The 22,092-nt window shown below is 47.4% G+C and carries 27 protein-coding genes; 11 read left to right on the top strand and 16 right to left on the bottom strand.

Annotated elements, in window-relative coordinates:
* Positions 1 to 25 precede the first annotated feature (25 nt).
* The 3 genes from KO518_RS03875 to KO518_RS03865 all read left to right on the top strand — a co-directional run bounded on the left by KO518_RS03875 (position 26) and on the right by KO518_RS03865 (position 4,069).
* On the top strand, positions 26 to 1,600 hold the full coding sequence (locus KO518_RS03875) for a sodium:solute symporter (RefSeq protein ID WP_216024523.1): 1,575 nt from the start codon (positions 26 to 28) through the stop codon (positions 1,598 to 1,600).
* A gap of 19 nt (positions 1,601 to 1,619) precedes the next feature.
* On the top strand, positions 1,620 to 2,849 hold the full coding sequence (locus KO518_RS03870) for a glycerate kinase (RefSeq protein ID WP_216024522.1): 1,230 nt from the start codon (positions 1,620 to 1,622) through the stop codon (positions 2,847 to 2,849).
* 77 nt (positions 2,850 to 2,926) lie between these two features.
* A complete protein-coding gene (locus tag KO518_RS03865) occupies positions 2,927 to 4,069 on the top strand; it encodes an ROK family transcriptional regulator (RefSeq protein WP_216024722.1) in 1,143 nt (380 codons plus the stop codon).
* A gap of 10 nt (positions 4,070 to 4,079) precedes the next feature.
* Here KO518_RS03865 and KO518_RS03860 read toward each other — a convergent pair whose 3' ends face one another.
* The 11 genes from KO518_RS03860 to KO518_RS03810 all read right to left on the bottom strand — a co-directional run bounded on the left by KO518_RS03860 (position 4,080) and on the right by KO518_RS03810 (position 11,886).
* Entirely contained in the window at positions 4,080 to 4,352 is a 273-nt protein-coding gene (locus KO518_RS03860) for an HPr family phosphocarrier protein (RefSeq protein WP_216024521.1), read from the bottom strand.
* On the bottom strand, positions 4,352 to 5,197 hold the full coding sequence (rapZ, locus tag KO518_RS03855; RefSeq protein ID WP_216024520.1) for an RNase adapter RapZ: 846 nt from the start codon (positions 5,195 to 5,197) through the stop codon (positions 4,352 to 4,354). The genes KO518_RS03860 and rapZ overlap by 1 nt, the downstream gene beginning before the upstream one ends.
* 48 nt (positions 5,198 to 5,245) lie before the next feature.
* A complete protein-coding gene (gene ptsN / locus KO518_RS03850) occupies positions 5,246 to 5,689 on the bottom strand; it encodes a PTS IIA-like nitrogen regulatory protein PtsN (RefSeq protein WP_216024519.1) in 444 nt (147 codons plus the stop codon).
* A 3-nt stretch (positions 5,690 to 5,692) separates the two neighbouring features.
* Positions 5,693 to 5,980 (bottom strand): ribosome hibernation promoting factor, encoded by a 288-nt coding sequence (gene hpf / locus KO518_RS03845; RefSeq protein ID WP_216024518.1) that lies wholly within the window; start codon positions 5,978 to 5,980, stop codon positions 5,693 to 5,695.
* Positions 5,981 to 6,011: 31 nt separating this feature from the next.
* The gene (locus KO518_RS03840) at positions 6,012 to 7,499 is read right to left on the bottom strand and encodes an RNA polymerase factor sigma-54 (protein ID WP_216024517.1); all 1,488 of its coding nucleotides are present in this window, start codon (positions 7,497 to 7,499) and stop codon (positions 6,012 to 6,014) included.
* An 89-nt stretch (positions 7,500 to 7,588) separates the two neighbouring features.
* Positions 7,589 to 8,314, bottom strand: a complete 726-nt coding sequence (lptB, locus tag KO518_RS03835) for an LPS export ABC transporter ATP-binding protein (protein WP_216024516.1) — start codon at positions 8,312 to 8,314, stop codon at positions 7,589 to 7,591.
* A gap of 2 nt (positions 8,315 to 8,316) precedes the next feature.
* Positions 8,317 to 8,874 carry a lipopolysaccharide transport periplasmic protein LptA gene (gene lptA / locus KO518_RS03830; protein ID WP_216024515.1) on the bottom strand — a complete coding sequence of 186 codons (558 nt, stop codon included), beginning with the start codon at positions 8,872 to 8,874 and terminating at the stop codon, positions 8,317 to 8,319.
* Entirely contained in the window at positions 8,843 to 9,406 is a 564-nt protein-coding gene (gene lptC, locus KO518_RS03825; protein ID WP_216024514.1) for an LPS export ABC transporter periplasmic protein LptC, read from the bottom strand. The genes lptA and lptC overlap by 32 nt, the downstream gene beginning before the upstream one ends.
* The gene (gene kdsC, locus KO518_RS03820; protein WP_216024513.1) at positions 9,403 to 9,957 is read right to left on the bottom strand and encodes a 3-deoxy-manno-octulosonate-8-phosphatase KdsC; all 555 of its coding nucleotides are present in this window, start codon (positions 9,955 to 9,957) and stop codon (positions 9,403 to 9,405) included. The genes lptC and kdsC overlap by 4 nt, the downstream gene beginning before the upstream one ends.
* Positions 9,957 to 10,928, bottom strand: a complete 972-nt coding sequence (locus KO518_RS03815; RefSeq protein WP_216024512.1) for a KpsF/GutQ family sugar-phosphate isomerase — start codon at positions 10,926 to 10,928, stop codon at positions 9,957 to 9,959. The genes kdsC and KO518_RS03815 overlap by 1 nt, the downstream gene beginning before the upstream one ends.
* Before the next feature lies 1 nt (position 10,929).
* Positions 10,930 to 11,886, bottom strand: a complete 957-nt coding sequence (locus tag KO518_RS03810) for a calcium/sodium antiporter (RefSeq protein ID WP_216024511.1) — start codon at positions 11,884 to 11,886, stop codon at positions 10,930 to 10,932.
* Positions 11,887 to 12,366: 480 nt separating this feature from the next.
* Between KO518_RS03810 and KO518_RS03805 the strand changes: the two genes are divergently transcribed.
* The 7 genes from KO518_RS03805 (at position 12,367) to murA (ending at position 17,038) form a co-directional block, all read left to right on the top strand.
* Positions 12,367 to 13,167 carry an ATP-binding cassette domain-containing protein gene (locus KO518_RS03805; protein WP_216024510.1) on the top strand — a complete coding sequence of 267 codons (801 nt, stop codon included), beginning with the start codon at positions 12,367 to 12,369 and terminating at the stop codon, positions 13,165 to 13,167.
* Positions 13,164 to 13,940, top strand: a complete 777-nt coding sequence (gene mlaE / locus KO518_RS03800) for a lipid asymmetry maintenance ABC transporter permease subunit MlaE (protein ID WP_216024509.1) — start codon at positions 13,164 to 13,166, stop codon at positions 13,938 to 13,940. Before KO518_RS03805 ends, mlaE begins: the two co-directional genes overlap by 4 nt.
* Before the next feature lie 9 nt (positions 13,941 to 13,949).
* On the top strand, positions 13,950 to 14,423 hold the full coding sequence (gene mlaD, locus KO518_RS03795; protein ID WP_216024508.1) for an outer membrane lipid asymmetry maintenance protein MlaD: 474 nt from the start codon (positions 13,950 to 13,952) through the stop codon (positions 14,421 to 14,423).
* Between the two features lie 90 nt (positions 14,424 to 14,513).
* Entirely contained in the window at positions 14,514 to 15,173 is a 660-nt protein-coding gene (locus KO518_RS03790) for a phospholipid-binding protein MlaC (protein WP_252735881.1), read from the top strand.
* Positions 15,170 to 15,478: an STAS domain-containing protein gene (locus KO518_RS03785; protein ID WP_216024506.1), complete on the top strand. Its 309-nt coding sequence runs from the start codon at positions 15,170 to 15,172 to the stop codon at positions 15,476 to 15,478. The genes KO518_RS03790 and KO518_RS03785 overlap by 4 nt, the downstream gene beginning before the upstream one ends.
* 26 nt (positions 15,479 to 15,504) lie before the next feature.
* Positions 15,505 to 15,762, top strand: coding sequence for a BolA family protein (locus KO518_RS03780; RefSeq protein ID WP_216024505.1), 258 nt, complete (start codon positions 15,505 to 15,507; stop codon positions 15,760 to 15,762).
* Between the two features lie 13 nt (positions 15,763 to 15,775).
* Positions 15,776 to 17,038, top strand: a complete 1,263-nt coding sequence (gene murA, locus KO518_RS03775) for a UDP-N-acetylglucosamine 1-carboxyvinyltransferase (protein WP_216024504.1) — start codon at positions 15,776 to 15,778, stop codon at positions 17,036 to 17,038.
* A gap of 9 nt (positions 17,039 to 17,047) precedes the next feature.
* Here murA and KO518_RS20175 read toward each other — a convergent pair whose 3' ends face one another.
* From KO518_RS20175 to KO518_RS03755, 4 genes are read right to left on the bottom strand one after another with little or no spacing between them, the layout of a single operon-like run.
* Positions 17,048 to 18,271, bottom strand: a complete 1,224-nt coding sequence (locus KO518_RS20175; RefSeq protein WP_216024503.1) for an ATP-binding protein — start codon at positions 18,269 to 18,271, stop codon at positions 17,048 to 17,050.
* Position 18,272: 1 nt separating this feature from the next.
* On the bottom strand, positions 18,273 to 18,977 hold the full coding sequence (locus KO518_RS03765) for a response regulator (protein WP_216024502.1): 705 nt from the start codon (positions 18,975 to 18,977) through the stop codon (positions 18,273 to 18,275).
* Positions 18,977 to 19,300: a DUF3019 domain-containing protein gene (locus KO518_RS20170; RefSeq protein WP_371742243.1), complete on the bottom strand. Its 324-nt coding sequence runs from the start codon at positions 19,298 to 19,300 to the stop codon at positions 18,977 to 18,979. Before KO518_RS20170 ends, KO518_RS03765 begins: the two co-directional genes overlap by 1 nt.
* A 57-nt stretch (positions 19,301 to 19,357) precedes the next feature.
* Positions 19,358 to 20,206, bottom strand: coding sequence for a MipA/OmpV family protein (locus KO518_RS03755; RefSeq protein WP_216024500.1), 849 nt, complete (start codon positions 20,204 to 20,206; stop codon positions 19,358 to 19,360).
* Between the two features lie 373 nt (positions 20,207 to 20,579).
* Between KO518_RS03755 and KO518_RS03750 the strand changes: the two genes are divergently transcribed.
* A complete protein-coding gene (locus KO518_RS03750) occupies positions 20,580 to 20,804 on the top strand; it encodes a hypothetical protein (protein ID WP_216024499.1) in 225 nt (74 codons plus the stop codon).
* A 48-nt stretch (positions 20,805 to 20,852) separates the two neighbouring features.
* Here the strand turns inward: KO518_RS03750 and KO518_RS03745 are convergent, their stop codons facing one another.
* Entirely contained in the window at positions 20,853 to 21,860 is a 1,008-nt protein-coding gene (locus KO518_RS03745) for a trypsin-like peptidase domain-containing protein (protein ID WP_216024498.1), read from the bottom strand.
* Between the last annotated feature and the right edge of the window lie 232 nt (positions 21,861 to 22,092).

Raw genomic sequence — 22,092 nt, 5'->3', positions numbered from 1 at the left:
TTTCTCGACCGAATAAGAACAGCCTATGAATTTTTTAGATTATATTGTGGTCATCGGTTATCTTGGTGTGTTGCTGTATATGGGCTTTGCTCTGCGTCAGCAGGAAGATAAAGGCGACTATTTCCTGGGGGGAAGATCTCTGGGCTGGAAGCCACTAACTCTGTCGGTGATGGCCACCCAACTCTCTGCAATTAGCTTTATTTCTGCGCCCGCTTTTGTGGGGCTTCGCGATGGTGGAGGCATGATCTGGCTGTCCTACGAACTGGGTATTCCCATTGCCATGATCCTACTCCTTGGGACGATTTTGCCTTCTCTATATAAATCCGGTGTGGTGAGTATCTACGATTTTCTCGAGCAGCGCTTTGGGCGCTCAACCCGTGTTTTAATCAGTATTGTTTTTCAGTTCAGCCGTGCCTTTGCAACGGGGATCATGATTTATGCTGTGTCAATCATTCTACAGGGAACCATGGGAATTGAGGCCTGGCAGGCCGTTGTCCTGACCGGTATCATTACTGTGCTGTACTCGCTTCAGGGCGGTATGAAAGCGGTGGTTTATGCTGATGCCATTCAAATGGTCATTATCGTGTTGGGCACTATTGCGTGTATTGCCATTGGATTACACGCATTAGGCGGGTTGGACGTACTTATTGCGTCTGCACCTAAAGAAAGGCTCACTGCGATTGATTTTTCTTCCCTCGGCTTTAGTGGTGATGGCTTTGGCTTCTTACCTATGTTGTTTGGCGGCATCGTATTGTACGCGTCCTATTATGGCTGCGACCAAACTCAGGCGCAGCGCGCGTTGTCGGCAAAGAATGAAAACGATTTGCGTAAAATGATAGTCGCTAACGGCATTATTCGCTTTCCTATTACATTGTTGTATTGTTTTTCTGGTCTAATCGTCGGTACTTTAGCCCTTACTCACGCCGATTTCTTTAGTAAAATTCCAAACGACAACCCTGATTGGCTGATGCCCACGTTCATCTTAAATTACCTTCCCCACGGGTTAATCGGTCTGCTTATCGTAGCCATTTTGTCGGCAGCGATGTCTTCACTTAGCTCTGCCATTAATTCACTGTCTGCGGTCACCGTGGAAGATTATTGTAGAATTGCTAACCGGGAACTGGATCACAAAACCTACTTAAATGTGGCCAAAATCACGGGGCTGATCTGGGGCGTTGTTACACTAGTGCTTTCCCTTTTCGCGGGTAACATTGCGCCTACCATTATAGAAGCCATCAACAAAGTGGGGTCTGTGTTTTATGGCCCCATCCTAGCGCTTTTCCTATTGGCCGTTGCCAGCAGTACATTGCGGGGTAAACATGTGAACCTGGGGTTAATTGCTGGTGTGGGCAGCAATATTGCAGTATGGCTTTTTGCTCCCGAGATCTTCTGGTTCTGGTGGAATGTTATTGGGTTTGCGGTTACCTGTATGATATCGCTATTGGCCCGCACATTGTTACCTGCAAAGGAAGGTTACACCGAATATCGCCAAACCTTTGCGTTCCACTCCATTCTTACTATGAGCGATACCCTGATCTTACTTGGCTTCTTTGCAGCCATGCTGGCTGTTTGTCTCACTTTGCCATCACTTTTCTCATAGGCTGTAAAAAGGGTTAATTATGAACAAAGCATTTTTAACATCGTTGTTTGAAGAGGCGGTAAGAGTCAGCAAACCAAAATACTGTTTGCCCACCCACTTTTCATCTTTTTCACCCGCGGATCGCGTATGCATATTAGGGGCAGGTAAAGCGGCAGCAGACATGGCAGTTGAAGCCTATAAGTATTTCGGTGACAACGCTTATGGCATGGTTGTCACGCGTTACGGTTACGAAAGTAAAGAGCCTACCGGCAGGATAGAGGTTCGACTGGCGGCGCACCCAGTGCCCGACGAAAACAGTGTCGAAGGCGCAAAAGCGCTGTTGGAGATGGCCGCCAGGGTGTCTTCGTCTGACAAGGTAATTTTTCTTATTTCAGGTGGTGGCTCTGCTCTGGCATGCGCGCCGCCGATGGGCGTAACGCTGGATGAGAAGTTGGCATTGCACAAATTTCTGTTGCGAAGCGGCGCGAGTATTGAAGAAGTGAATACTGTGCGCAAGCACGTATCCCTTATCAAAGGTGGTCGGTTGGCTGCGGCGTCGAAAGGCAATAATACTAGCCTTGTGATTTCAGATGTGGTGGGTGATGATCCGGCGTTTATCGCCTCTGGGTTAACAGTGGAAGATCACACTACCCCCGACGACGCCATGAGTATACTCGATAAATACGGCTTTGATACCAATGCTACTGTTGTGCAATACCTTCGCCATGCGCCTCCACTGCCATCTGTCACTGGTAGCTACAAATTGGTTGCCAATGCGAACCACGCCATTGACGCGGCGGTGAAAAAAGCCACTGAAGCAGGTTGGGTCACTGAGGTTATTTCGTATACCGAAACAGGCGAAGCACAAGCTGTGGCAAAGCGTCATGCTGCACTCGCGCTTGAGTATAAGAAACAGGGCAAGCGGGTGCTACTTGTATCCGGCGGCGAGTTAACGGTAACTTTGGGCAATACTAAAGGAGATGGTGGGCCGAACCAGGAGTATCTGATGGCGCTTGCTCATGCACTCTCACAAGCCCCGGGAGTAAGTGCATTGGCTGCAGATACGGATGGTGTTGATGGCAGTCGGGACGTGGCGGGGGGATTTATTGACGACACCACGCTTAAACGGGCATCGGCTGTTGGTCTCAACGTGAAAGCCATGCTTACCGCGCACAATAGTTTTAGCTTTTTTAATCAGTTGCACGATCACGTCATAATTGGGCCAACACGAACCAATGTGAATGACTTTCGAGTTATTTGTATCGAGTAAAGCTTCGCTAGAGCCTCGCCGGGAACTGAGTATAATAGGTAGGGCATAAATATGCCGCAACCACTGTTAAAAATATGCTGACATCAAAAGAAAATAATACATTGTTACGCGGGGCTTTTGTTCTTGGAAAGGGAGAAAAGCTACTGCAGGACAACCCTAGGGCTATTGTCCGCGAAATATTCTGGAGCCACGGCGTAACTCAGCGAGAAATATCTGATCGTACGAAAATTCCCCAACAGACCGTGTCGCGCCTGGTAAATTCGTTGTTCGAAGACGGTCTGGTGCGCACTTCCTGCGGATCTGGTAAAGCCTCATCGGGTCTTGAACCGAATCCGCAATATGCGTATTGCTATGGTTTGTCGATACTATTAGACGCCATTGCCGTTGCGCTGATGAACTTTAAAGGTGAAGTCGTAGCCACTGCCCATGTGTCATTGGATGACATGGGTATCTCGTCGGTACTGAACAAGGCGGTAAAGTTGGCACAGGACATGGCTACCGAACACGGTATTAACGAAGAACGAGTATTGGGGATAGGGGTGGGTATTTCCGGCTTTTTCAGTTCCAGTGACGGAAAAATGAATACCCACCACGCAATCGAAGAATGGGCAGAAATCAACATTGCTGAAACCGTCGCCGAGGCGTTTTTGTTACCAACATGGGTAGTCAACGACGGCACCGGTGCGGCGGCAGGGGAGGGAATTGCTGGCGTAGGTCGCAAGTACAAGAACTTTGTTTATTTTTTCGTATCCAGTGCCTTTGGCGGCGGCCTGATAAATAACGGTGATATGATCCGAGGAACGCACGGCAACGCCGGTGAACTTGGCGATATGTTGCCCGCCAAGTTGTACAGTCATCCCAATCTCAAATTGCTTGAAAGAATACTGCTTAAACACGGTGTGGATGTGCCGTCTATGTACCGGTTGAATGAGGTATTTGATCCGGAATGGCCCGGCGTTGACGAGTGGATTTACAAGGTACAGGACTCTTTTGACTTAGTTGCTACAGCAAGTTCTGCGTTATTGGATAGCCAAGCTATTATTATTGGCGGGCATATTCCCACTAAGCTGGCTGAAAAAGTGATACCGAGAATTGATGTGTACGCACAATTCAGGCGCGGAGCGAAACGACCAATGCCTGAAATCGTTTGTGCCGGTGTCACTGATTGCCCAGTTGCAGTGGGCGCAGCTACCTTACCGCTTAGAGACTGGTTTCTTTGACCGGAGGGGCTTATTCGTCTTCGTTGAAACGCTTCGCTATGAGTGTTTCAACGGCTTCAAGTGCGGCTTTTGCATCAGGTCCTTCAGACACGATTGTGATTTGTTCACCCTGATGGCTTTCCATCATCATCAAACCCAATACACTGTTCGCATTGGCCTGTTTATCGCCCTTGTGAAGTGTAACTTCGGCGTCAAACTGATTCGCCAATTGCGCGAGTTGGGTGGCGGCCCGGGCGTGAAGGCCAAGCTTATTAACAATAGTGACAGATTTTTCACAGCGCATTATTTGTTTTGCTCCCTATGACGTATTTGGATATCGGGGTGCTTGTCACGTAAGTTTTTCGCGAGAGATTCCGCCACGTAAACTGAGCGATGTTGACCACCTGTACAACCTATGGCTACGGTTACGTAGCTGCGGTTATTTCTTTCCAAATGGGGCAACCAAGTGATGATCAGATTCTGTATTTGGTAGATAAACTTGGTGACAATGGGCTGGGAGCCAAGAAATACCTGAACCGGCGCATCCAAGCCGGTAAGGTGTTTTAAATCCGGTTCCCAATGGGGGTTGGGTAAAAACCGGGCATCGAAGACGTAGTCAGCGTCTTTGGGAATACCGTGTTTAAATCCGAATGACTCAAATACTAATACTAAACGGGAACTTTTTTTACCCAAAATCCGCTCGCGTATTAACTCGGCCAGCTGATGGATGCTAAGGGTATCGGTATCGATGTTGAGATCAGCGCGTTCCGCGATGGGCGCTAGCAGTTCCTTTTCCGTTTGTATTGCGTCAGAGAGCGATTTATTCAGCTTTGCTAGCGGGTGCAGGCGACGGGTTTCGCTAAAGCGTTTTAGCAACATATCGTCACTGGCATCAATATAGACAATAGTAACCGTCCAGGAGGCGGGAAGATAGTCGAGGATTTCTACCAAGTCACTGGGATCTTTAGGTAAGTTACGCACGTCAATGCTAACTGCAACCTGGTCGTATTCATCGACTACTGTGTGGGTAAGTGCGGGTAACAGGTTGACGGGAATATTATCGACACAATAATAGCCCAAGTCCTCCAGTGCGCGTAGCGCTACCGATTTGCCTGAGCCCGAGCGGCCACTGATGATGATGAGTTTCACGGGCGTTTCTCCTAAACGAACGTGTAAGGCAGATCCTGTACCGTTAAGTTACTGTAATGCACGAATAATATCATCGCTTGTCTGTGCTTTTCGTATTGTTTTGATGGTTTCCTTATCGCTTAGCTTGCCGGCAACTGTAGCAAGGGTTTGCAAATGGCCTTCTGTTTGATCCTGAGGCACAAGCAGAGTAAAGAATATATCCACAGGTTTGCTGTCGATAGCATCAAAGTCAATGGCGGGTTTACTGGTAACAACAATGGCAATGACGTGATCCAAACCTTCCAGTCTGCCGTGAGGCAGCGCAATGCCGTTTCCGATCCCCGTGCTGCCCATCCGCTCCCGGGACATGAGGCTGCTGAGTACGACTGCTTCGTCTATTTCCGGGTTATTCTTCGCGGCAATACCACTGATTATTTCCAGAATGCGTTTTTTACTATTGCACTGAACCGCACACTCGGTGCGGTCCAGGCTAACGATGGCTTGTATATCCATGGTTTAATGCTTTTTCAGCTTTTCCTTGTGTTTAAGTACTTGCCTGTCTAACTTATCAATCATGCTGTCTATTGCTGCGTACATGTCTTGATTTTGTGACGATGCGAATACTTCTGCGCCGCTCAAATGAACAGTTGCCTCCGCTTTTTGATTGAGTTTCTCAACATTCAGTATTACGTGTACATTCGATATGTGATCGAAATGTCTCTCAAGTTTACTGAATTTAGTGTCGACATAATTACGCAAAGAATCAGTGATCTCAACATGATGACCGGTAAGGTTGATTTGCATATTTCGTCTTCCTTATTGTGAACTGCCTTATTTAAATAAGGCTTTTGCGTTGGTTAGACGGTGGAATCGATAGTGATTCCCGGTACTTTGCTATTGTTCGCCGCGCTACCATGATACCTTGGTCGGCTAACAATGAAGCAATCTTGCTATCGCTTAGTGGCTTACTTGGCTTCTCAGCCGCCACCAGCTTCTTGATAAGCGCTCTAATCGCCGTTGATGAGCACTCCCCACCAGATTCAGTCGCAACGTGGCTGGAGAAGAAATATTTCAACTCAAAAATGCCCCGTGGCGTGTGCATATACTTCTGTGTGGTAACCCGAGAAATGGTGGATTCATGCATGTCTACCATTTCGGCAACATCATTTAATACCATGGGTTTCATCATTTCGGGGCCGTGTTCAAAAAAGCCCATTTGCTGTTGCACAATACAGTTTGCCACTTTCAGCAGGGTATCGTTACGGCTTTCAAGGCTTTTAATAAACCATTTCGCTTCTTGCATATGTGAGCGAATAAATTGAGAATCACTGCTGTTTTTCGCACGGCGACTCATAGCTGCGTATTGCTGATTCACGCTTAACTTTGGCAGGCTGTCGGGGTTGAGTTCAACAACCCAGCGACCATTTTTTTTCGCTACTGATACATCGGGTATCACGTACTCGGGTTCTTTGGTGATAAGCGCACTGCCGGGACGTGGATTAAGGGTTTGCAATAAACGCATTGCCTCGCGCAACTGGTCTTCTTTCAATCGAGTTTTGCGCATTAGTGTGCGGTAATCTTTGCTGCCTAGCAAATCGGCGTAATCTTTTAAAATCAGCTTGGCTTCTTCTAACCATGGTGTTTCCGGGGCAAACTGATTCAGTTGCACCAGTAAGCACTCCTGAGGCGTTCTGGAGCCTGAGCCAATGGGGTCGAACATCTGAATGCGCTTCAATACACATTCTACCTCATCTTCTTCTACGGGCTCTTCCATGTCGTCACTGTTAACACTTTGCAGAATGTCTTCAACGGTAACGGTGAGGTAACCAGATTCGTCAATGGAATCGATAATGGCCATGGCAATGGCACGATCGGTCTCAGAGAAGGGCGTTAACCGCATTTGCCACAACAAGTGGTCCTGGATATTTTCGGTGGTTTCACCTTGAAAAACCTGTTCGTCATCACCGCCAGACGATGGACCAGGAGCTGGAGCTGATGATGCAGAAATGTATTCATCCCACGTACTGTCGATGGGAAGCTCATCCGGTAAGTCGTTTTTCTCCAGTGCTTCGCCCGTGTCCATATTATCTGACGTCGAGGCGCTCGCAGATTCCTGCATACTGTCGTCGTTATCAATATTATTTTTCTCAACAACGTCGTTATCTGCGCCTTCATCGATTTCCAACAAGGGGTTTGAATCCAGAGCTTCCTGAATTTCCTGTTGTAAGTCGAGCGTAGACAGTTGCAGCAATTTGATGGCCTGCTGTAACTGCGGCGTCATGGTGAGTTGTTGACTAAATTTTAATTGTAAAGATGGTTTCATCTACGTCTTATTATAACTCTTAAAAAGGATACCCGACAGAATGCCTGTCGTGCCTGCGCTAATTCGCATTTCTATCCGGGCTATCTTAACTATAGCCTGAATTGTTCGCCTAGGTATACATCTCGCACTTTTTGGTTACTCAATACTTCTTCGGCAGTGCCCTGAGCAATGAGTTCCCCATGACTGACAATATATGCTTCTTCGCATACGTCCAGTGTCTCGCGCACATTGTGATCAGTGATAAGTATACCAATACCTCTGTCACGCAAATGCTGAATGATCTTCTTTATATCATTAACCGAAATAGGATCAACACCGGCGAAGGGCTCATCGAGTAAAATAAATTGTGGGTTCGCTGCCAACGCTCGTGCAATTTCCACTCTTCGGCGCTCTCCACCCGACAAACTCATACCTGTACTATTGCGTATATGGTTAATATTGAATTCATCAAGCAGAGAATCTGCTTCTGCTTCCCGCTGGTGCGTTTTTAAATCTTTACGAGTTTGCAGAATGGCCATGATATTTTCATGCACGGTGAGTTTGCGAAAAATGGACGCTTCCTGTGGAAGGTAGCCGATTCCCCGACGCGCCCGTTCGTGCATGGGTTGATGGGTAAGCTCTTGACTGTCAATAGTTATCTTGCCTTTATCCAAAGGAACCAGCCCTACAATCATGTAAAATGTAGTGGTTTTCCCTGCGCCGTTAGGCCCTAACAGACCGACAATTTGTCCGGTTGATACCGACAGACTCACATCCCGTACTACTTGTCTGGATTTATAAGACTTAGCGAGATGCGACGCTGATAATGTGGCCATGACTACTTGTTTTCTCCGTCGTTATCGGTGTCGTTTTTATCTTTTGCTTTTATGGCGTCTGGACGGAAAACTGTCGTTACCCTTCCATTTGCACTGTTTTCACCACCGGTGGCCTGCAGCTGTTCTTTTGCCATGTCGTAGGTAATGCTCTCGCCCTGAACCATACTGGTGTCTTGTTGGATTTTTGCACTGCCGTTAAGGGATATCAATTGCCTGAACACTTCGTAGCGAATTGTCTCGGCACTGGCCTTCACTTGTGCGCCGTCGTCCAGTGTTTGAGAGTACTTGGCTGGCTGCCCTCTGGCTATAAATATTTCTTTTCCCTCGCCCTCAGATGCAATGACTTCCACTTCATCGGCTTCAATAACAAGCGACCCCTGGGTAATCTTAACGTTGTCTTTAAAAACAGAGGTTTTTTTCTTGCCATCGATGAACTGAGAATTGGCATCTACAGTAATGGGTTGATCAAAATCGTCGGTATCAGCGGCCACATGCGCTGTGGCAAGGAATACAGACAGCCCTAGAACATTAATTGCCAGGGGAATACGTTGTTTGAACATGGTCTATCAACTCGTATTTTTGTGTGCGCAGATTTGCGTTAAACCCATGGCTCTCGATCACTGTATCAGCACCGCGGATTTCTACGGGTTGATCAGAGGTCATGGTCTTGTCGTTCAGGTTTACTTTGATAAAGTCAGTTGTAATGGTTTGGATAAACTCATTTTTATTTTGACTTTTAATGACCACCTGGTTTTCCAGTTGGATCAAATCATTGTTGTACAGTGTGCCTTCTTCTGCGGTAACTTGCCAGGGAGGGCTGCCCTCGTCGACAAAAACCGTATATTTGGGGTTGGCGAAAAGTACAAAGCCCAATTGGTCATAGTGTTCCATGGCGGTGGCGAAAACTTCGTGATTGCGTTTTCCCTCGCTGTTGTAAAGCGTGGTAGTGAGGTTTTTCGCTTTATAGGCAGGGCGCAATGCATCTGAGCCGGTTTTGGTTTTTTCACTGTTGTCTTCTGCCATCCACACAGGCATGTACATCAACAATGCCAATACAAACAATGCTGAAATACTGATGCCTAATCGGTTCATATACTGGCTCCGTGAATGGTCTCCAGCGTACCCAACGCCTGCATAATCACATCGCATACTTCGCGTACTGCGCCAAATCCGCCTCGTTGGGTGGTGATCCAATTTGCTTCTCGCGTCACCGCAGGGTGAGCGTCTTTCACGGCAATTTTTGTATCCGCATATGCATACATACCGAGATCGGGCATATCGTCGCCTATTGCGGCGACTTGGGACGACGCCAAACCGAGGCTATTGCAAAGCCCGGCGATAGCCTCGGCTTTGTTTTCCTGTCCTTGAATAATATGAGACACACTGAGTGATGTCATGCGGTTCTTCACAATGGCTGAGTCGCGGCCGGTAATGATAGCAACGTCAACACCGCTGTTGATCAGTGCTTTTACCCCATAACCATCGCGGGTATGAAAGGCTTTGAGTTCTTCGCCGTCGTTGCCAAGGTAAATCCGTCCATCTGAAAAAACACCATCAACGTCACACACTAATAACTTGAGTGATTTTAGTTTTTCGAACCGCTCTTCGCTGATAACACCGTAAAACGTGACTTCATGGCCCATTAAATTACTCCTGCTTTTAGCAACATATGCATATTAAACGCACCTACTGGCTTGTGATATTCGTCTACCACAATCAGTGCGCTGATTCGATGGGTTTCCATGACATTAAGCGCCTCAACCGCCAGGGTATCTGGTTGAGTAACGCGTCCTCCTTCGGTCATAACTGTTCCTACCGAGGTGGTGTGAATGTCTGTTCTGGCGTCCAAAATACGTCGCAAGTCGCCGTCTGTGAATATGCCAGCCAGTTCCCCCCGACTGTTGATAATGCCCGTCATTCCCAGGCCTTTGGTTGAAATTTCAAGCAGTGCTTCGGTTACTGTTGCTTCTTTAGTAACCAGAGGTAATTCACTGCCAGTTATCATAATATCTTTCACTTTTAACAGCAATTTCCGCCCCAAACTGCCACCGGGGTGAGAGAGAGCGAAATCATCCGGAGTGAAGCCTTTGGCGTCGAGTAAAGCCACAGCCAGCGCGTCGCCCATTACCAGGGTCGCGGTGGTGCTGGATGTGGGAGCAAGCCCCAATGAACAGGCTTCTTGTTTAACACTGATATCGAGAAAAATATCGGCGTATTGCCCTAAACTGCTAGTGGCGCTGTTTGTCATGGCAATCACGGGTACATTGAGCCTTTTTACCACAGGCAACAGACTTAGTAACTCGTTGGTCTCCCCAGAGTTGGAGATGGCCAACAGGACATCACTGCTGCTGAGCATGCCGAGATCACCGTGATTGGCTTCTCCGGGATGCATAAAAAAAGCGGGTGTGCCCGTGCTTGCTAAGGTAGCTGCAATCTTATTGCCAATATGGCCCGACTTTCCCATTCCACTCACTACCACTTTTCCCTGACACCCTGCAAGACAGGTGCAGGCTGCAGTGAAATGCTCGTTTAAGCGGTCTGTGAGGGCGCTGACGGCGTCCGATTCTATCTTGATAACCCGTTTTGCGGATTCAATATAAGCGTTGCTGTTCATATTATCCAAAAAGCCAAAATTGATAAGCAACAAAACACAGAACGAAGATACCACCTTCAATTCTGCCCAGTTCTCGCTTGCCAATAAAATTAAAACTGAGGAAAAAGAGCATAACGGTTAGCGCGAACATGACCCACATGTCCCGATTGTAAACATCTTCGTCCAGTAATCCTGGTGCTATCAGCCCCGGCATGCCAAGTACTGCCAGTAAGTTAAATATATTCGAACCAATGATGTTTCCCAACACCAGGTCACTTTCGCCCTTGCGCACGCCGGCAATACTTGTTGCCAGTTCAGGTAAACTGGTTCCCAAAGCGATAATCGTAAGCCCGATGACAAGATCAGATATCCCAAAAGTATGGGCAATATCCACCGCAGCGGTTACCATAAACTGGGCGCTGAGTGGCAGTAGAAGTATGCCAACGCCAACCCACAGCACGGCGTGCTTAGTTTGCACATCTGAAGGGATCTCGCTGTTTGTCTCCGCTACTAAAGGGTCTTCCTTGTCAACCTCAAGTGATATCCAGGCCATGGCGGCCAACACGAAAATAAACAGCGCCAAGAGTATAATCCCTTCTACTGACGTAAGAGAACCATTGTGTAAAAATAACATGGCCAGCATGGTTACCATCAAGAGCACGGGAAATTCCCGTTTCAAGGTGAGGGAGCGAACAACCAGTGGAGAGATCAATGCCGTTGCGCCGAGCACAAGGGCGATATTGGTTATGTTTGACCCGAGTACATTGCCCACAGCAGTATTCATGTTGCCATTGGCAGACGCAATGGCGGATACGACTATCTCAGGTGCTGACGACCCCATAGCAACAATGGTTAAGCCAATCATCATTGGGGAAATGCCGATATTCTTCGCCAATGCTGATGCGCCGTAAACAAAACGGTCCGCGCTCCAGCTAAGTACTGCTAAACCGAGCAGAAAAATACAGACAGAAAGAAACACAATAAACCATTCATCCTTTGTTTTTTCTGATTGTCGCAAAAACTAGGGCTTTTGCCCATGATTTCAGTAGAATCAAAATAATACACTCCTGTACAGGCATATATGCACAAATCGCGTTGTGGGTTTAAAAGCGAGGTGCAATAAGTGGTTGAAGGGAACGGTCTGAACGTTTCCCCATCAATTTACCCGATAGTGGGAGGCATTGTCTCTCCCGAGGTTTTCCATATCGCCAATTGTTGGAGGTAAGTTCCGTCTAGCACTGTGGTATGGCTTGAGGGCGTTTTACTTCTGGCCTGTGTTTTGCTATCCCAGACCCGCAGTTCGATAAAAACGAACATAACTTGTAACTTTTTCGCTTTTGCCTCGTGATTGAAAACACGTACAATTGCAAAAAAAACTACACTGTAGTGTGTAGTTTTTAATTTAGTCAGCTAACGCGATGTTCTCGCGACACTGAAAGGAAACGTAATTTCAAACTTTATGGGAAATTTAGTCGAGATAGATAACATGACATTTCGTCGCGGCGATCGGGTGATCTACGACAATGTCTCCATTGAAGTACCGAAAGGAAAAATCACGGCGGTGATGGGACCCAGCGGTATCGGAAAAACCACCTTGCTCAGACTCATTGGCGGTCAACTGTTACCCGATTCAGGCGATATTCTGTTTGACAACACCAGTGTTGTTTCCATGAGTCGGGGCGAGTTGTACGCCGCGCGCAGAAGAATGAGCATGCTATTTCAAAGCGGTGCTTTATTTACTGATATGACGGTAGGGGACAATGTCGCTTTTCCACTCAAAGAACACACCCGTCTGAGCGACGATATTATCGACACTATTGTCGCACTTAAGCTACAGGCTGTGGGGCTGCGAGGAGCGGTCAATATGATGCCCAGTGAGTTGTCTGGCGGCATGGCAAGGCGCGCTGCGCTGGCCCGTTCCATTGCTCTTGATCCGGATCTCATTATGTACGACGAGCCATTCGCCGGGCAGGACCCCATATCCATGGGCGTGCTGGTGAAACTCATCCGCGAATTAAATGACGCTTTGGATGTTACCAGTATCGTTGTTACCCACGATGTAACTGAAGTGCTGACGATTGCAGACTACATTTACATTCTTGCTGATAAACGCATCATTGGTAAAGGCACGCCTGATGATATCCGCAACAGTGATTCCGCCCTTGTACAACAGTTTCTGAATGGAGAAGCCGACGGTCCCGTGCCTTTCCACTATCCGGCGCCGCCGTTGAAAGACAGCTTGCTGGGAGAGGGATCATGAATCTTTTCCAACACATTGGTCGCGAAACCATCGGCAAAGTGGCTGCCATAGGCCGAGCAGGGTTGATGTTGTTTGGTGCGCTGGCCTCTCTTCCAAAACTGAAAAATGTGTATTTGACTGTTCGTCAGATCTATGTCGTGGGTGTTCAGTCTTTGTTAATTATTGTTGTGTCAGGATTATTTATTGGCATGGTAATGGCGTTACAGGGCTATACGATTCTCGTGGATTATGGGGCAGAGGGAAGTCTTGGACCCATGGTTGCGTTGTCTCTGTTAAGAGAACTCGGGCCGGTGGTAACTGCTCTGCTATTCGCCGGTAGGGCAGGCTCTGCACTCACGGCGGAAATTGGCTTGATGAAAGCCACTGAACAATTGTCCAGTCTGGAAATGATGGCGGTCGACCCGCTGCGCCGAGTGGTGGCGCCCCGTTTTTGGGCGGGAATGATTTCCATGCCCGCCCTGGCTGTTATTTTTAGTGCGGTGGGTATTTTAGGCGGACATCTGGTAGGTGTCGACTGGTTGGGAGTGGATGCCGGTAGCTATTGGTCGTTGATGCAATCAACGGTTGAATGGGAGAAGGATGTTATAAATGGGGTGATAAAAAGCCTCGTATTCGCCCTGGTTGTGACCTGGATTGCCATTTTTAAAGGCTATGATTCAATCCCCACTTCGGAAGGGATCAGTAAAGCGACAACCGAAACCGTTGTTTTTTCATCTTTAGCTGTATTGGGGTTGGATTTCGTACTCACCGCCCTGATGTTCGGAATTGAGTAGGGGAAAGTAATGAATAAGTACAAGACTGAACTCATGGTTGGCGTTTTTATTGTCCTGACCATTGGCGCTATTTTATTGCTGGCGCTAAAAGTCGCAAATCAAACAATGACGAATGCCGGAGACACGTACAATCTCTATGCGAAATTCGACAACATCGGCGGCTTGAAAGTGCGCTCAGCGGTGAAGGTGGGTGGCGTAACCATTGGACGTGTTGCAGATATTCACCTGGACAAGGACGATTACACCCCCGTTGTTACGTTGAGTATTTCCACGGCATATGAAGGATTTCCCGACACCAGTTCTGTGTCAATCCTGACATCTGGCCTGCTTGGTGAGCAGTACGTCGGATTTCAGCCAGGTTTTTCTTTTGATGGGGTTGAAGAACTCAAAGACGGAGACTATCTACAGGACACCAAATCAGCACTGGTGCTGGAAGATCTGATAGGGCAGTTCTTGTTCAACCGCGGCGGTAAAGACGAGTAATCTGAAATCATTTCGTTGCGGTTCTGGTCTGTCTGTTCAGCGCTACAAAATGAGATGAGCACCAAATTTGTAACTTTAGGAGAGTTTCCATTGAAAAAATTATTGCTTTTGGCCGGTCTTTTATTCGCCAGTGTGGTCACTTCTGTGAATGCACAGGAGGTCAATGAGGAAAATCCGTATCAATTGGTTAAAACCGTTGGTCTGAAAACCTTTGACCGAATTAAGGACAGTCAGAGTCAAATTGAGCAAGATCCTGAGCTATTACGCACGATAATGAAAGAGGAGTTATTGCCTCACATCGACTATCAGTTTGCGGCATTTAAAGTACTGGGAAAATATTTTAAGTCCGTTCCCAAAGAGAAGTTGTCCGAGTATGTGCAGGTATTTCGTCAGTACCTGATTACCACCTACGCCGTGGCCATGGGGTATTACGATGACCAAAATGTGGTGTTTGAACCGGAAAGTAATTTCGCAGGTCAGAAATCTGTCACCGTACGTGCCGTCGTACAGGACCCGGGGCGTCCGGAAATTAAAGTCGCATTCCAGGTGCGCAAAGACAGTCGTACCAATGAGTGGAAAGCCTATGATATGGTTGCTGAGGGTATCAGCTTGTTGAACAGTAAGCGCGCTGAGTTTGAACCCATCTTAAGACAGGAAGGCATTGACGCGGTCATTAAGCTGATGCGGGAAAAAATTGAACAACCGGTGGGTGAGCAAGTCAAACAAGCTAAAGAAAAGGACGCCTCGTGAGCCTTTTTCAGCTAAACGATACCGGCGTTGTGCATATTCACGGTCATCTTGACCGTGATACCCTCGCCAAAAATTGGTGGGGTATGCTAAACTCCGCCGAAAAGGCCTCACTGGCAAATTTGGGTAAGTGTGTTCTCGATCTAGGAGATGTTGAGAGAATTGACAGTGCAGGTTTAGCTTGGTTAATTAACGCAGTGCGTGATGGCAAAGGACACAATGTTGATGTGTCATTAGCACAGGTACCAGATAAACTTCTGAAACTCGCCAGGATCAGCGAAGTCGATACGCTTTTACCCGTAACCTAATCCTCCATATGGCAGAATGAAGAATCATGGAAATATCTGAAATTGAAGCCTTGTTAAAAGACAAGTTGGAACTTACTGAAGTCTATGTCAAAGGCGAAGGCTCGCACTACACTGTTATTGCCGTCAGCGATAGCTTTAATAAAATGAGTCGGGTGCAACGTCAACAAGCCGTTTACGGCCCATTGCAAGATAAAATTTCTGACGGCACTATGCACGCCATTTCAATCAAAACCTTTTCCGAAGCCGACTGGCAGCGCGAGCGCCAGTTTCACTTACCTCAATGACGGTTGTTGCTACGTGGATAAACTAGTTATTAAACAAAGTCCGCCTCTACAAGGTGAAGTTCGCATTAGTGGAGCCAAAAATGCGGCTTTGCCACTCCTTATGACACCATTGCTCACCGACGAACCTTGTCGCTTTACCAATGTGCCAAATTTGCGGGACATCAATACGACGACTGCGTTGCTCAAGCAGCTGGGTGCCGAGATAAGCAAGCCTGACAACAACGAAATTCGTATTTCTGCTGCCAGCTTGCAAAGTGTAACCGCGTCTTATGAATTGGTGAAAACCATGCGCGCCTCAATTCTGGTGTTAGGTCCATTGCTTGCAAAGCAGGGACAGGCGAATGTATCCCTGCCCGGTGGCTGCGCTATTGGCGCCAGACCAGTCAATTTGCATTTGTCAGGCCTTGAACAAATGGGAGCCCATATTGAGGTTGACGAAGGTTACATTCGGGCAAAAGTTGAGGGGCGGTTGAAAGGCGCACGCATCTTCATGGACGTGGTGAGTGTGGGCGCAACTGAGAATCTGATGATGGCTGCTGCATTGGCGGATGGCACAACGGAGCTTGAAAATGCAGCCCGGGAACCGGAAATTGTTGATTTGGCAAATTGCCTGAATCAGATGGGGGCGAAAGTCAAAGGCGCGGGCTCGGATCACATTACCATTGAAGGCGTTGAACGCTTGCATGGTTGTGATTACCGAGTATTACCCGATCGCATTGAAACGGGTACTTTTTTGGTTGCGGCAGCTGTCTCTGGCGGAAAGATCACCTGTACTCATGCGGCACCGGAAACGCTAGAAGCGGTACTGAATAAATTGCGCCAGGCCGGGGCAACAATAACTACCGGTGAAGACTGGATCGCGCTTGATATGGAAGGGAAAACACCGGTGGCTGTACAGGTTAAAACCGCACCCCATCCGGGGTTTCCTACTGATATGCAGGCTCAGTTTGTTACCTTAAACTGTGTTGCGAACGGCACGGGCGTAATAACAGAAACTATTTTTGAAAACCGTTTTATGCACGTACCTGAACTTCAACGCATGGGGGCAGAAATCGCGTTGGAAGCTAATAGTGCGGTGTCTAAAGGAAGCTCAGTACTCAAAGGAGCTCCTGTAATGGCTACCGATCTTCGGGCTTCTGCCAGTCTGGTCATTGCCGGATTAATTGCCGAAGGCGAAACCCATGTCACTAGAATTTATCACCTCGATCGTGGTTATGAGCGTATTGAAGAAAAACTCAGTGCATTGGGGGCAAATATCCGCAGAGAGAAAGAGTAGCAAAATGAGTTAAGTACGGGTGGGGTAGCTAATGGAAAAATTCGCCCCCCCCAGCTTACTCTTTGTTACAGAGCAATAGCCGTGATGCCAGCTTTGAATACGCTTTACAATCGCCAGGCCCAATCCGGCACCGCCGCGTTCTCTGCTTCTGGCACTGTCTGGGCGAAAGAAGGGAGTAAAAATCTTCTCGGCATCCTGAGGTGCGACTCCCGGGCCATCGTCTTCTACGTGAATAACCACAAACCCCTTGCTCTGCTCGGCAGATAACAACACCTTCGAATGCGCATGTCTGACTGCATTGAGCACAATGTTTTCAATAGCGCGTTCAATAAAGTAGCCATCTCCCATCACGTTTAGTGAGGTGGGTAGGATATGGATGTTTATGTTTTTTGATTGGGGCTTTACCCGTTGTACAATATTTTCGAGCAACGCGGCAACGGGAATGTGACTGACATTTAGTTCTGGGGGCTTGCCGTCGTGCCGCAAATAGTCGAGCATTTCCTGGACCATCCTTTCCAATTCATTGACATCTTCACGCATGGCAAACCAGCTTTCCTGGTCTGGAGTATCATTGCTTCCCAGCGTAAACTTCAGTCGTGCCAGTGGTGTACGCAACTCGTGGGCGACCGCGCCTGTCATCTCTTTGTGCCGTGCCAATAGTTCAGAAACTTGTTGACTCAGTGCGTTTAGCGCCGACGCTATAGGCGCAACCACAGAGCGTTTTGGCACAACAATGGGGGGAATAGATCCATCCGGATCCACCGTTTTGATACCTTTTGTGATGTTGGAAAGATCGCGCCAAAGAGGCCAGATCCAAAGAGCCACAACAAGACCTAGCGCAATAAAGAAAACCAGGCTGTACAAGGTGGCTGGCGGCGCATCCGAGCCAGCCGGAAAAGTAAATTCGTATAAGCTTTCATCATCCGCACGTGCATACAGTTGCACTGTATTTTGGTAAAACAGAGCGATGACTTCGCCATGGAGCAGGTCGGTGAGGGTCTCTTCACTAAATGCGAGTGAAGACAGCGGCAGTACCTGCGGCTGATGGGTGGTAAGTTGAGCGACTACGTGTGCCCGTGCTTCGCCGGAGAGACCTTCTAATTGTGTTTTGATCTCTTTGGCGGAAGGGGGAAGTTGTTTGTCATTACCATAGAAAAAAGGCTCCAACGCAGCACTGAGGCCCACAATGGCAATGGCTATAAATAAGTAAAAGCTCAGGAAAAGTCGGGTCACACTAGTTCCAGGCATCGGCGACAAAGAAGAAGCCTTTACCCCAAATGGTTTTTATTCGGTATGGGTTGCTTGCATTGTCTTTCAACTTTTTTCGCAATCTCGATACTCTTACATCGGCTGAGCGGTCGAGACCATCGTATTCGCGACCGATGATCTCTTCGTAGATGGTATTTCTGTCTACGACAGAAGCCGCATTTTCGGCCAACAGCCACAACATGTCGAATTCATGGCTGGTTAAATTGATTGTTTCCCCAGCCAGAGTAACAGATCGCGCAGCTCTATCGATAGTGAGTTTGCCAAAGGTTAACACCGGAGGAGATTCGCTTTGTGCCGGGTGATGATTCACCGACGCTCTTCTCAGTATGGCATTTATTCGAGCCAGTAAAACCCTGGGTTCTATAGGTTTAGTGATGTAGTCGTCGGCCCCAATTTCAAGTCCTAAAACCTGATCGAAGTCATCGTCTTTGGCCGTCATGAACAACAGTGGGCCCTGATAGTGCCTGCGTAGCTGTTTACACAGGGAGAAACCGTCATCACCGGGTAGCATGACATCCAAAATAACAAGGGAAGGCGGCGACACTTTGACTGTGGAAAGCAGCGAGTTGCCGTCTGGCATATCAGTGACATCAAACTGATTTTGAACAAGAAAATGTCTTACCAGCGTTCTTAATCTGGCGTCGTCTTCAACAAGGATAATATGCGGCATTAAAACAGACTCCAAGGATCTCTAACCCGACGTTTGTCTTGTCGATACTCCCATTTCACCATTAGTTTTTGTGAGAAAACTGTGTTTCCCGTCCTATCTTTTATATATAGCAAACTGTCTTCGCGCAGGTTAACTTGTTGAGTGAAATTGCCTTTGCGCTGAAAACAGCTCAGATGCTCCGATTCTAAGTATAGACATAGAGGAAATCTCTGATCCGAAGGTAAGTGAATTGACACGTCCATGTTGCACTGGTCGCCAAAATAGGCCGTGATACAAGTTTGCGGTGATACCTGCCATTCTTCCTGTACAGCGAATGCCCACAAAGGCAATGTGATACCCGTTACAAGCAGTGCTAATTTCTTCCCTGTCAATGCAACACCTCAGAACGCGTAAGTTAAGCCAGCGAAAACCGTGCGGATATGGTTTTGGTCAACGATTGGACTTCGAGTTAGGGAGGATGGCAAATGCTGGTACCTTGCAAAGAACAAGACTCCCCATTGTGAATTTAACTGCTTCGTCAGGGAAAAGTTGGCGCCAGGCCTAAACCCGCTGCTACTTGTGTACCACAAACGGGAATCTGCGGTATCACGAGCAGATATACCGTAATAATAATCGTTAAAAGCGGCATCGTGCCAGGTGATTTGAGGGCCAACTGAGACTAGCCAGTCAGCAAATTTCATGCGGTAGCGATAAGTAAGCTGAACTTTTATTCCCTGGTGAACATTTGCTAAGTCGTGTTCAACAGCTAAGCGAACAACATTGTCGCCGTGGCTTGCGTTGAGTCTTACTCCGCCATGGACGCCATTGTTCCTTCTTGCTAGTGATTCAATGCTAATGCGAGAAGTGACGCCACCTGGCGAGGATATGATTTCGCTGGCGGTGAACATGTCCAGAGGACTTGCGTCGAAGCCGTCGAAAAAATGAAATGGCCGGGCTTCGCGGTCATAAGTGATATAGGTATTCACACTTAGCGCATTTCCTTCGTGCCACTGATAACCGATTTCAAGGTTGTCTATGTAAAACGCTTTGCCATACCAAGCAAAGTCTCCAATGAGAACGAGGTTTTGATTGTCCCCATTACGCAGCGGGTTTGTGCGTTGTCCATAACCAATGGCCAAGGCGAAACGGAATGAGTCTGCCGCAACACACGCATCAGGTTCACACGTATCGTCGGCGTAGCCCCGAAAAGTTACGAAAATGAAATAAAGGAAAACAAGCGAGCGCTTCAAAAAATTAGAATCCTGCGTAAAACACACACATAGAGTACCGTGTCAAAGGAGTGCAAAAAAGAGAAGGTTACAATTTTACACAATTTATGACGCTTTTGATCTGATCGACAACCTATCCTCTTTTAAGATAAACACGTCATTAAACTGAAAATTTTACAACGTGTTTACAAGGTGTTGAAGGCATGTACAAATGGTCAGGAAATAACAGAAAAAATTCGAAAAAACAAAGAACGAAATGCGATGTGGGTGTCAACTTTCTGCAATGTATGTTATACATTAGCTTTCATTTGATCTGTGGTTTTATTACAGATTTTGTAGTCGAAAATATAAAAATAATAAACATTAAAGTAAGGTTATCGGGTGGGGTGTGCGCGTGAGAAAGTTCTTCTCTTTACATCGTTACATTTTAAATCGTCTAGCGTCAGATCCGAAAAATGCTATCCCTGCGGTACTTTTTTCACTGATGCTGGTTACAATTATCTTTCTTGGTGAGCCACCTTATGCAGTAGCGGAAGGTGTTAAACCTGGCAATACGGCGAAAGCTGAACACTATTGTCAAAGCAAAGATAAGTGTAATGCAAGAAAAAACCGGGGCTAACCGGTTTTTTTGTCTCAGAGGCTTTTGCCTGTAACAGGCAAGTCACAACTAGCGTGTACTACCGTTGCCACCCGGTTGCCCTAACTCAGCGACTGTCGCCTTAATTTTCATGCTATTGCCATTGCGGCTGATTTCAAGTTCGAGGGTTTTACCCGGTTCGGTTTCGGCAATCATATCCAGTGTTTTTGAAGCACTTTCAAGGCGAATTCCGTCTATTGCAACAATCACGTCACCAGCCCGCAACCCTGCCTGATCAGCCGGGCTGGTAGAGGCAACCGCGGTAACTTCAATACCTGGGCGATCTCTTACTTCACTGCCAATAAAGCCCAATTGACCGCGAATAACCTTGCCTTTCTGGATTATTTCGTCCATCACTCGTTTCGCAAGCTCATAAGGAACAGCGAAATTTATTCCATCGACATTTCTCACCCCACTGCGTGAATCTCTGACCTGAAAGTTGGCGTTGGTGATCCCCACCAGTGTTCCGTTACTGTCTACTAATGCCCCACCGGAGTTTCCTTGGTTGAGTACGGCGTCGGTTTGAATGAAATCTACGTAATTTGACAGGCCATTTCTACCTGCCCGACTTACAATGCCGTGGGTAATGGTTTGACCTAAATCGAAGGGGTTTCCTATGGCCATCACGAGATCGCCGACGTGGAGATCTGGCTCATCAGTTTGGGGGATAACGTGTAAGTCTTCTGCATTTACCTTGAGAACAGCCAGGTCGGTAAGTTGGTCTGTGCCAACAATTTGCGCTTCGAGAATTCTGCCGTCCTGAACTGCCACAAAAATACTGTCGGCGTTTGCCACTACGTGGTTACACGTTAGTAAATAGCCTGATTCCGTCATAATTACTCCAGAACCCAAACTGGTGCGTTCTCGAGGGCGACTGCGGAATAAGCCTGTGTCGGTTTCGATACTCACGCTGTAGATATTCACTACTGCCGGCGCAGAGCGACTAATTGCCGCGTAGTGGCTTTGCCTCGGTGGCAAAGTGCTATCGGCTGAAAACACGAAATCAGCGAAGCCCGCACCGGTGCGTAAATTAGGCATAAAAAACAACAGAAGAACCCCTGCTGTTACGCCAAGAAGAATTGATTTTAAAATAAAACTGAAGAATTGCTTGCCTGCCACGCCTGTATCATTCCGTATTGCCTCTACAAATGATGAACGAGGCGAAGTTCATAAAAGAATTCTATCATATCAATTGGGATAAGTAATGTGCCACCAAGACGAACAGAAAGATTCTAAGTATGTCCAAAAAGGGGGATGTCGGCAGCAAAAA

It is taken from the genome of Aestuariibacter sp. A3R04, from assembly GCF_018860805.1.
Classification (GTDB): domain Bacteria; phylum Pseudomonadota; class Gammaproteobacteria; order Enterobacterales; family Alteromonadaceae; genus Alteromonas.
The sequence above is the reverse complement of the archived record's forward strand: the minus strand, read 5'-3'. Positions and strand labels throughout refer to the sequence as shown.

Bases quoted from the DNA above. Each gene is read 5' to 3' on its own strand.
- KO518_RS03875 (WP_216024523.1), top strand. From the start codon at position 26: ATGAATTTTTTAGATTATATTGTGGTCATCGGTTATCTTGGTGTGTTG.
- KO518_RS03870 (WP_216024522.1), top strand. From the start codon at position 1,620: ATGAACAAAGCATTTTTAACATCGTTGTTTGAAGAGGCGGTAAGAGTC.
- KO518_RS03860 (WP_216024521.1), bottom strand. From the start codon at position 4,352: ATGCGCTGTGAAAAATCTGTCACTATTGTTAATAAGCTTGGCCTTCAC.
- ptsN (WP_216024519.1), bottom strand. From the start codon at position 5,689: ATGGATATACAAGCCATCGTTAGCCTGGACCGCACCGAGTGTGCGGTT.
- hpf (WP_216024518.1), bottom strand. From the start codon at position 5,980: ATGCAAATCAACCTTACCGGTCATCATGTTGAGATCACTGATTCTTTG.
- KO518_RS03840 (WP_216024517.1), bottom strand. From the start codon at position 7,499: ATGAAACCATCTTTACAATTAAAATTTAGTCAACAACTCACCATGACG.
- lptB (WP_216024516.1), bottom strand. From the start codon at position 8,314: ATGGCCACATTATCAGCGTCGCATCTCGCTAAGTCTTATAAATCCAGA.
- lptA (WP_216024515.1), bottom strand. From the start codon at position 8,874: ATGTTCAAACAACGTATTCCCCTGGCAATTAATGTTCTAGGGCTGTCT.
- lptC (WP_216024514.1), bottom strand. From the start codon at position 9,406: ATGAACCGATTAGGCATCAGTATTTCAGCATTGTTTGTATTGGCATTG.
- kdsC (WP_216024513.1), bottom strand. From the start codon at position 9,957: ATGGGCCATGAAGTCACGTTTTACGGTGTTATCAGCGAAGAGCGGTTC.
- KO518_RS03815 (WP_216024512.1), bottom strand. From the start codon at position 10,928: ATGAACAGCAACGCTTATATTGAATCCGCAAAACGGGTTATCAAGATA.
- KO518_RS03805 (WP_216024510.1), top strand. From the start codon at position 12,367: ATGGGAAATTTAGTCGAGATAGATAACATGACATTTCGTCGCGGCGAT.
- mlaE (WP_216024509.1), top strand. From the start codon at position 13,164: ATGAATCTTTTCCAACACATTGGTCGCGAAACCATCGGCAAAGTGGCT.
- mlaD (WP_216024508.1), top strand. From the start codon at position 13,950: ATGAATAAGTACAAGACTGAACTCATGGTTGGCGTTTTTATTGTCCTG.
- KO518_RS03780 (WP_216024505.1), top strand. From the start codon at position 15,505: ATGGAAATATCTGAAATTGAAGCCTTGTTAAAAGACAAGTTGGAACTT.
- KO518_RS03765 (WP_216024502.1), bottom strand. From the start codon at position 18,977: ATGCCGCATATTATCCTTGTTGAAGACGACGCCAGATTAAGAACGCTG.
- KO518_RS03745 (WP_216024498.1), bottom strand. From the start codon at position 21,860: ATGCCTAATTTACGCACCGGTGCGGGCTTCGCTGATTTCGTGTTTTCA.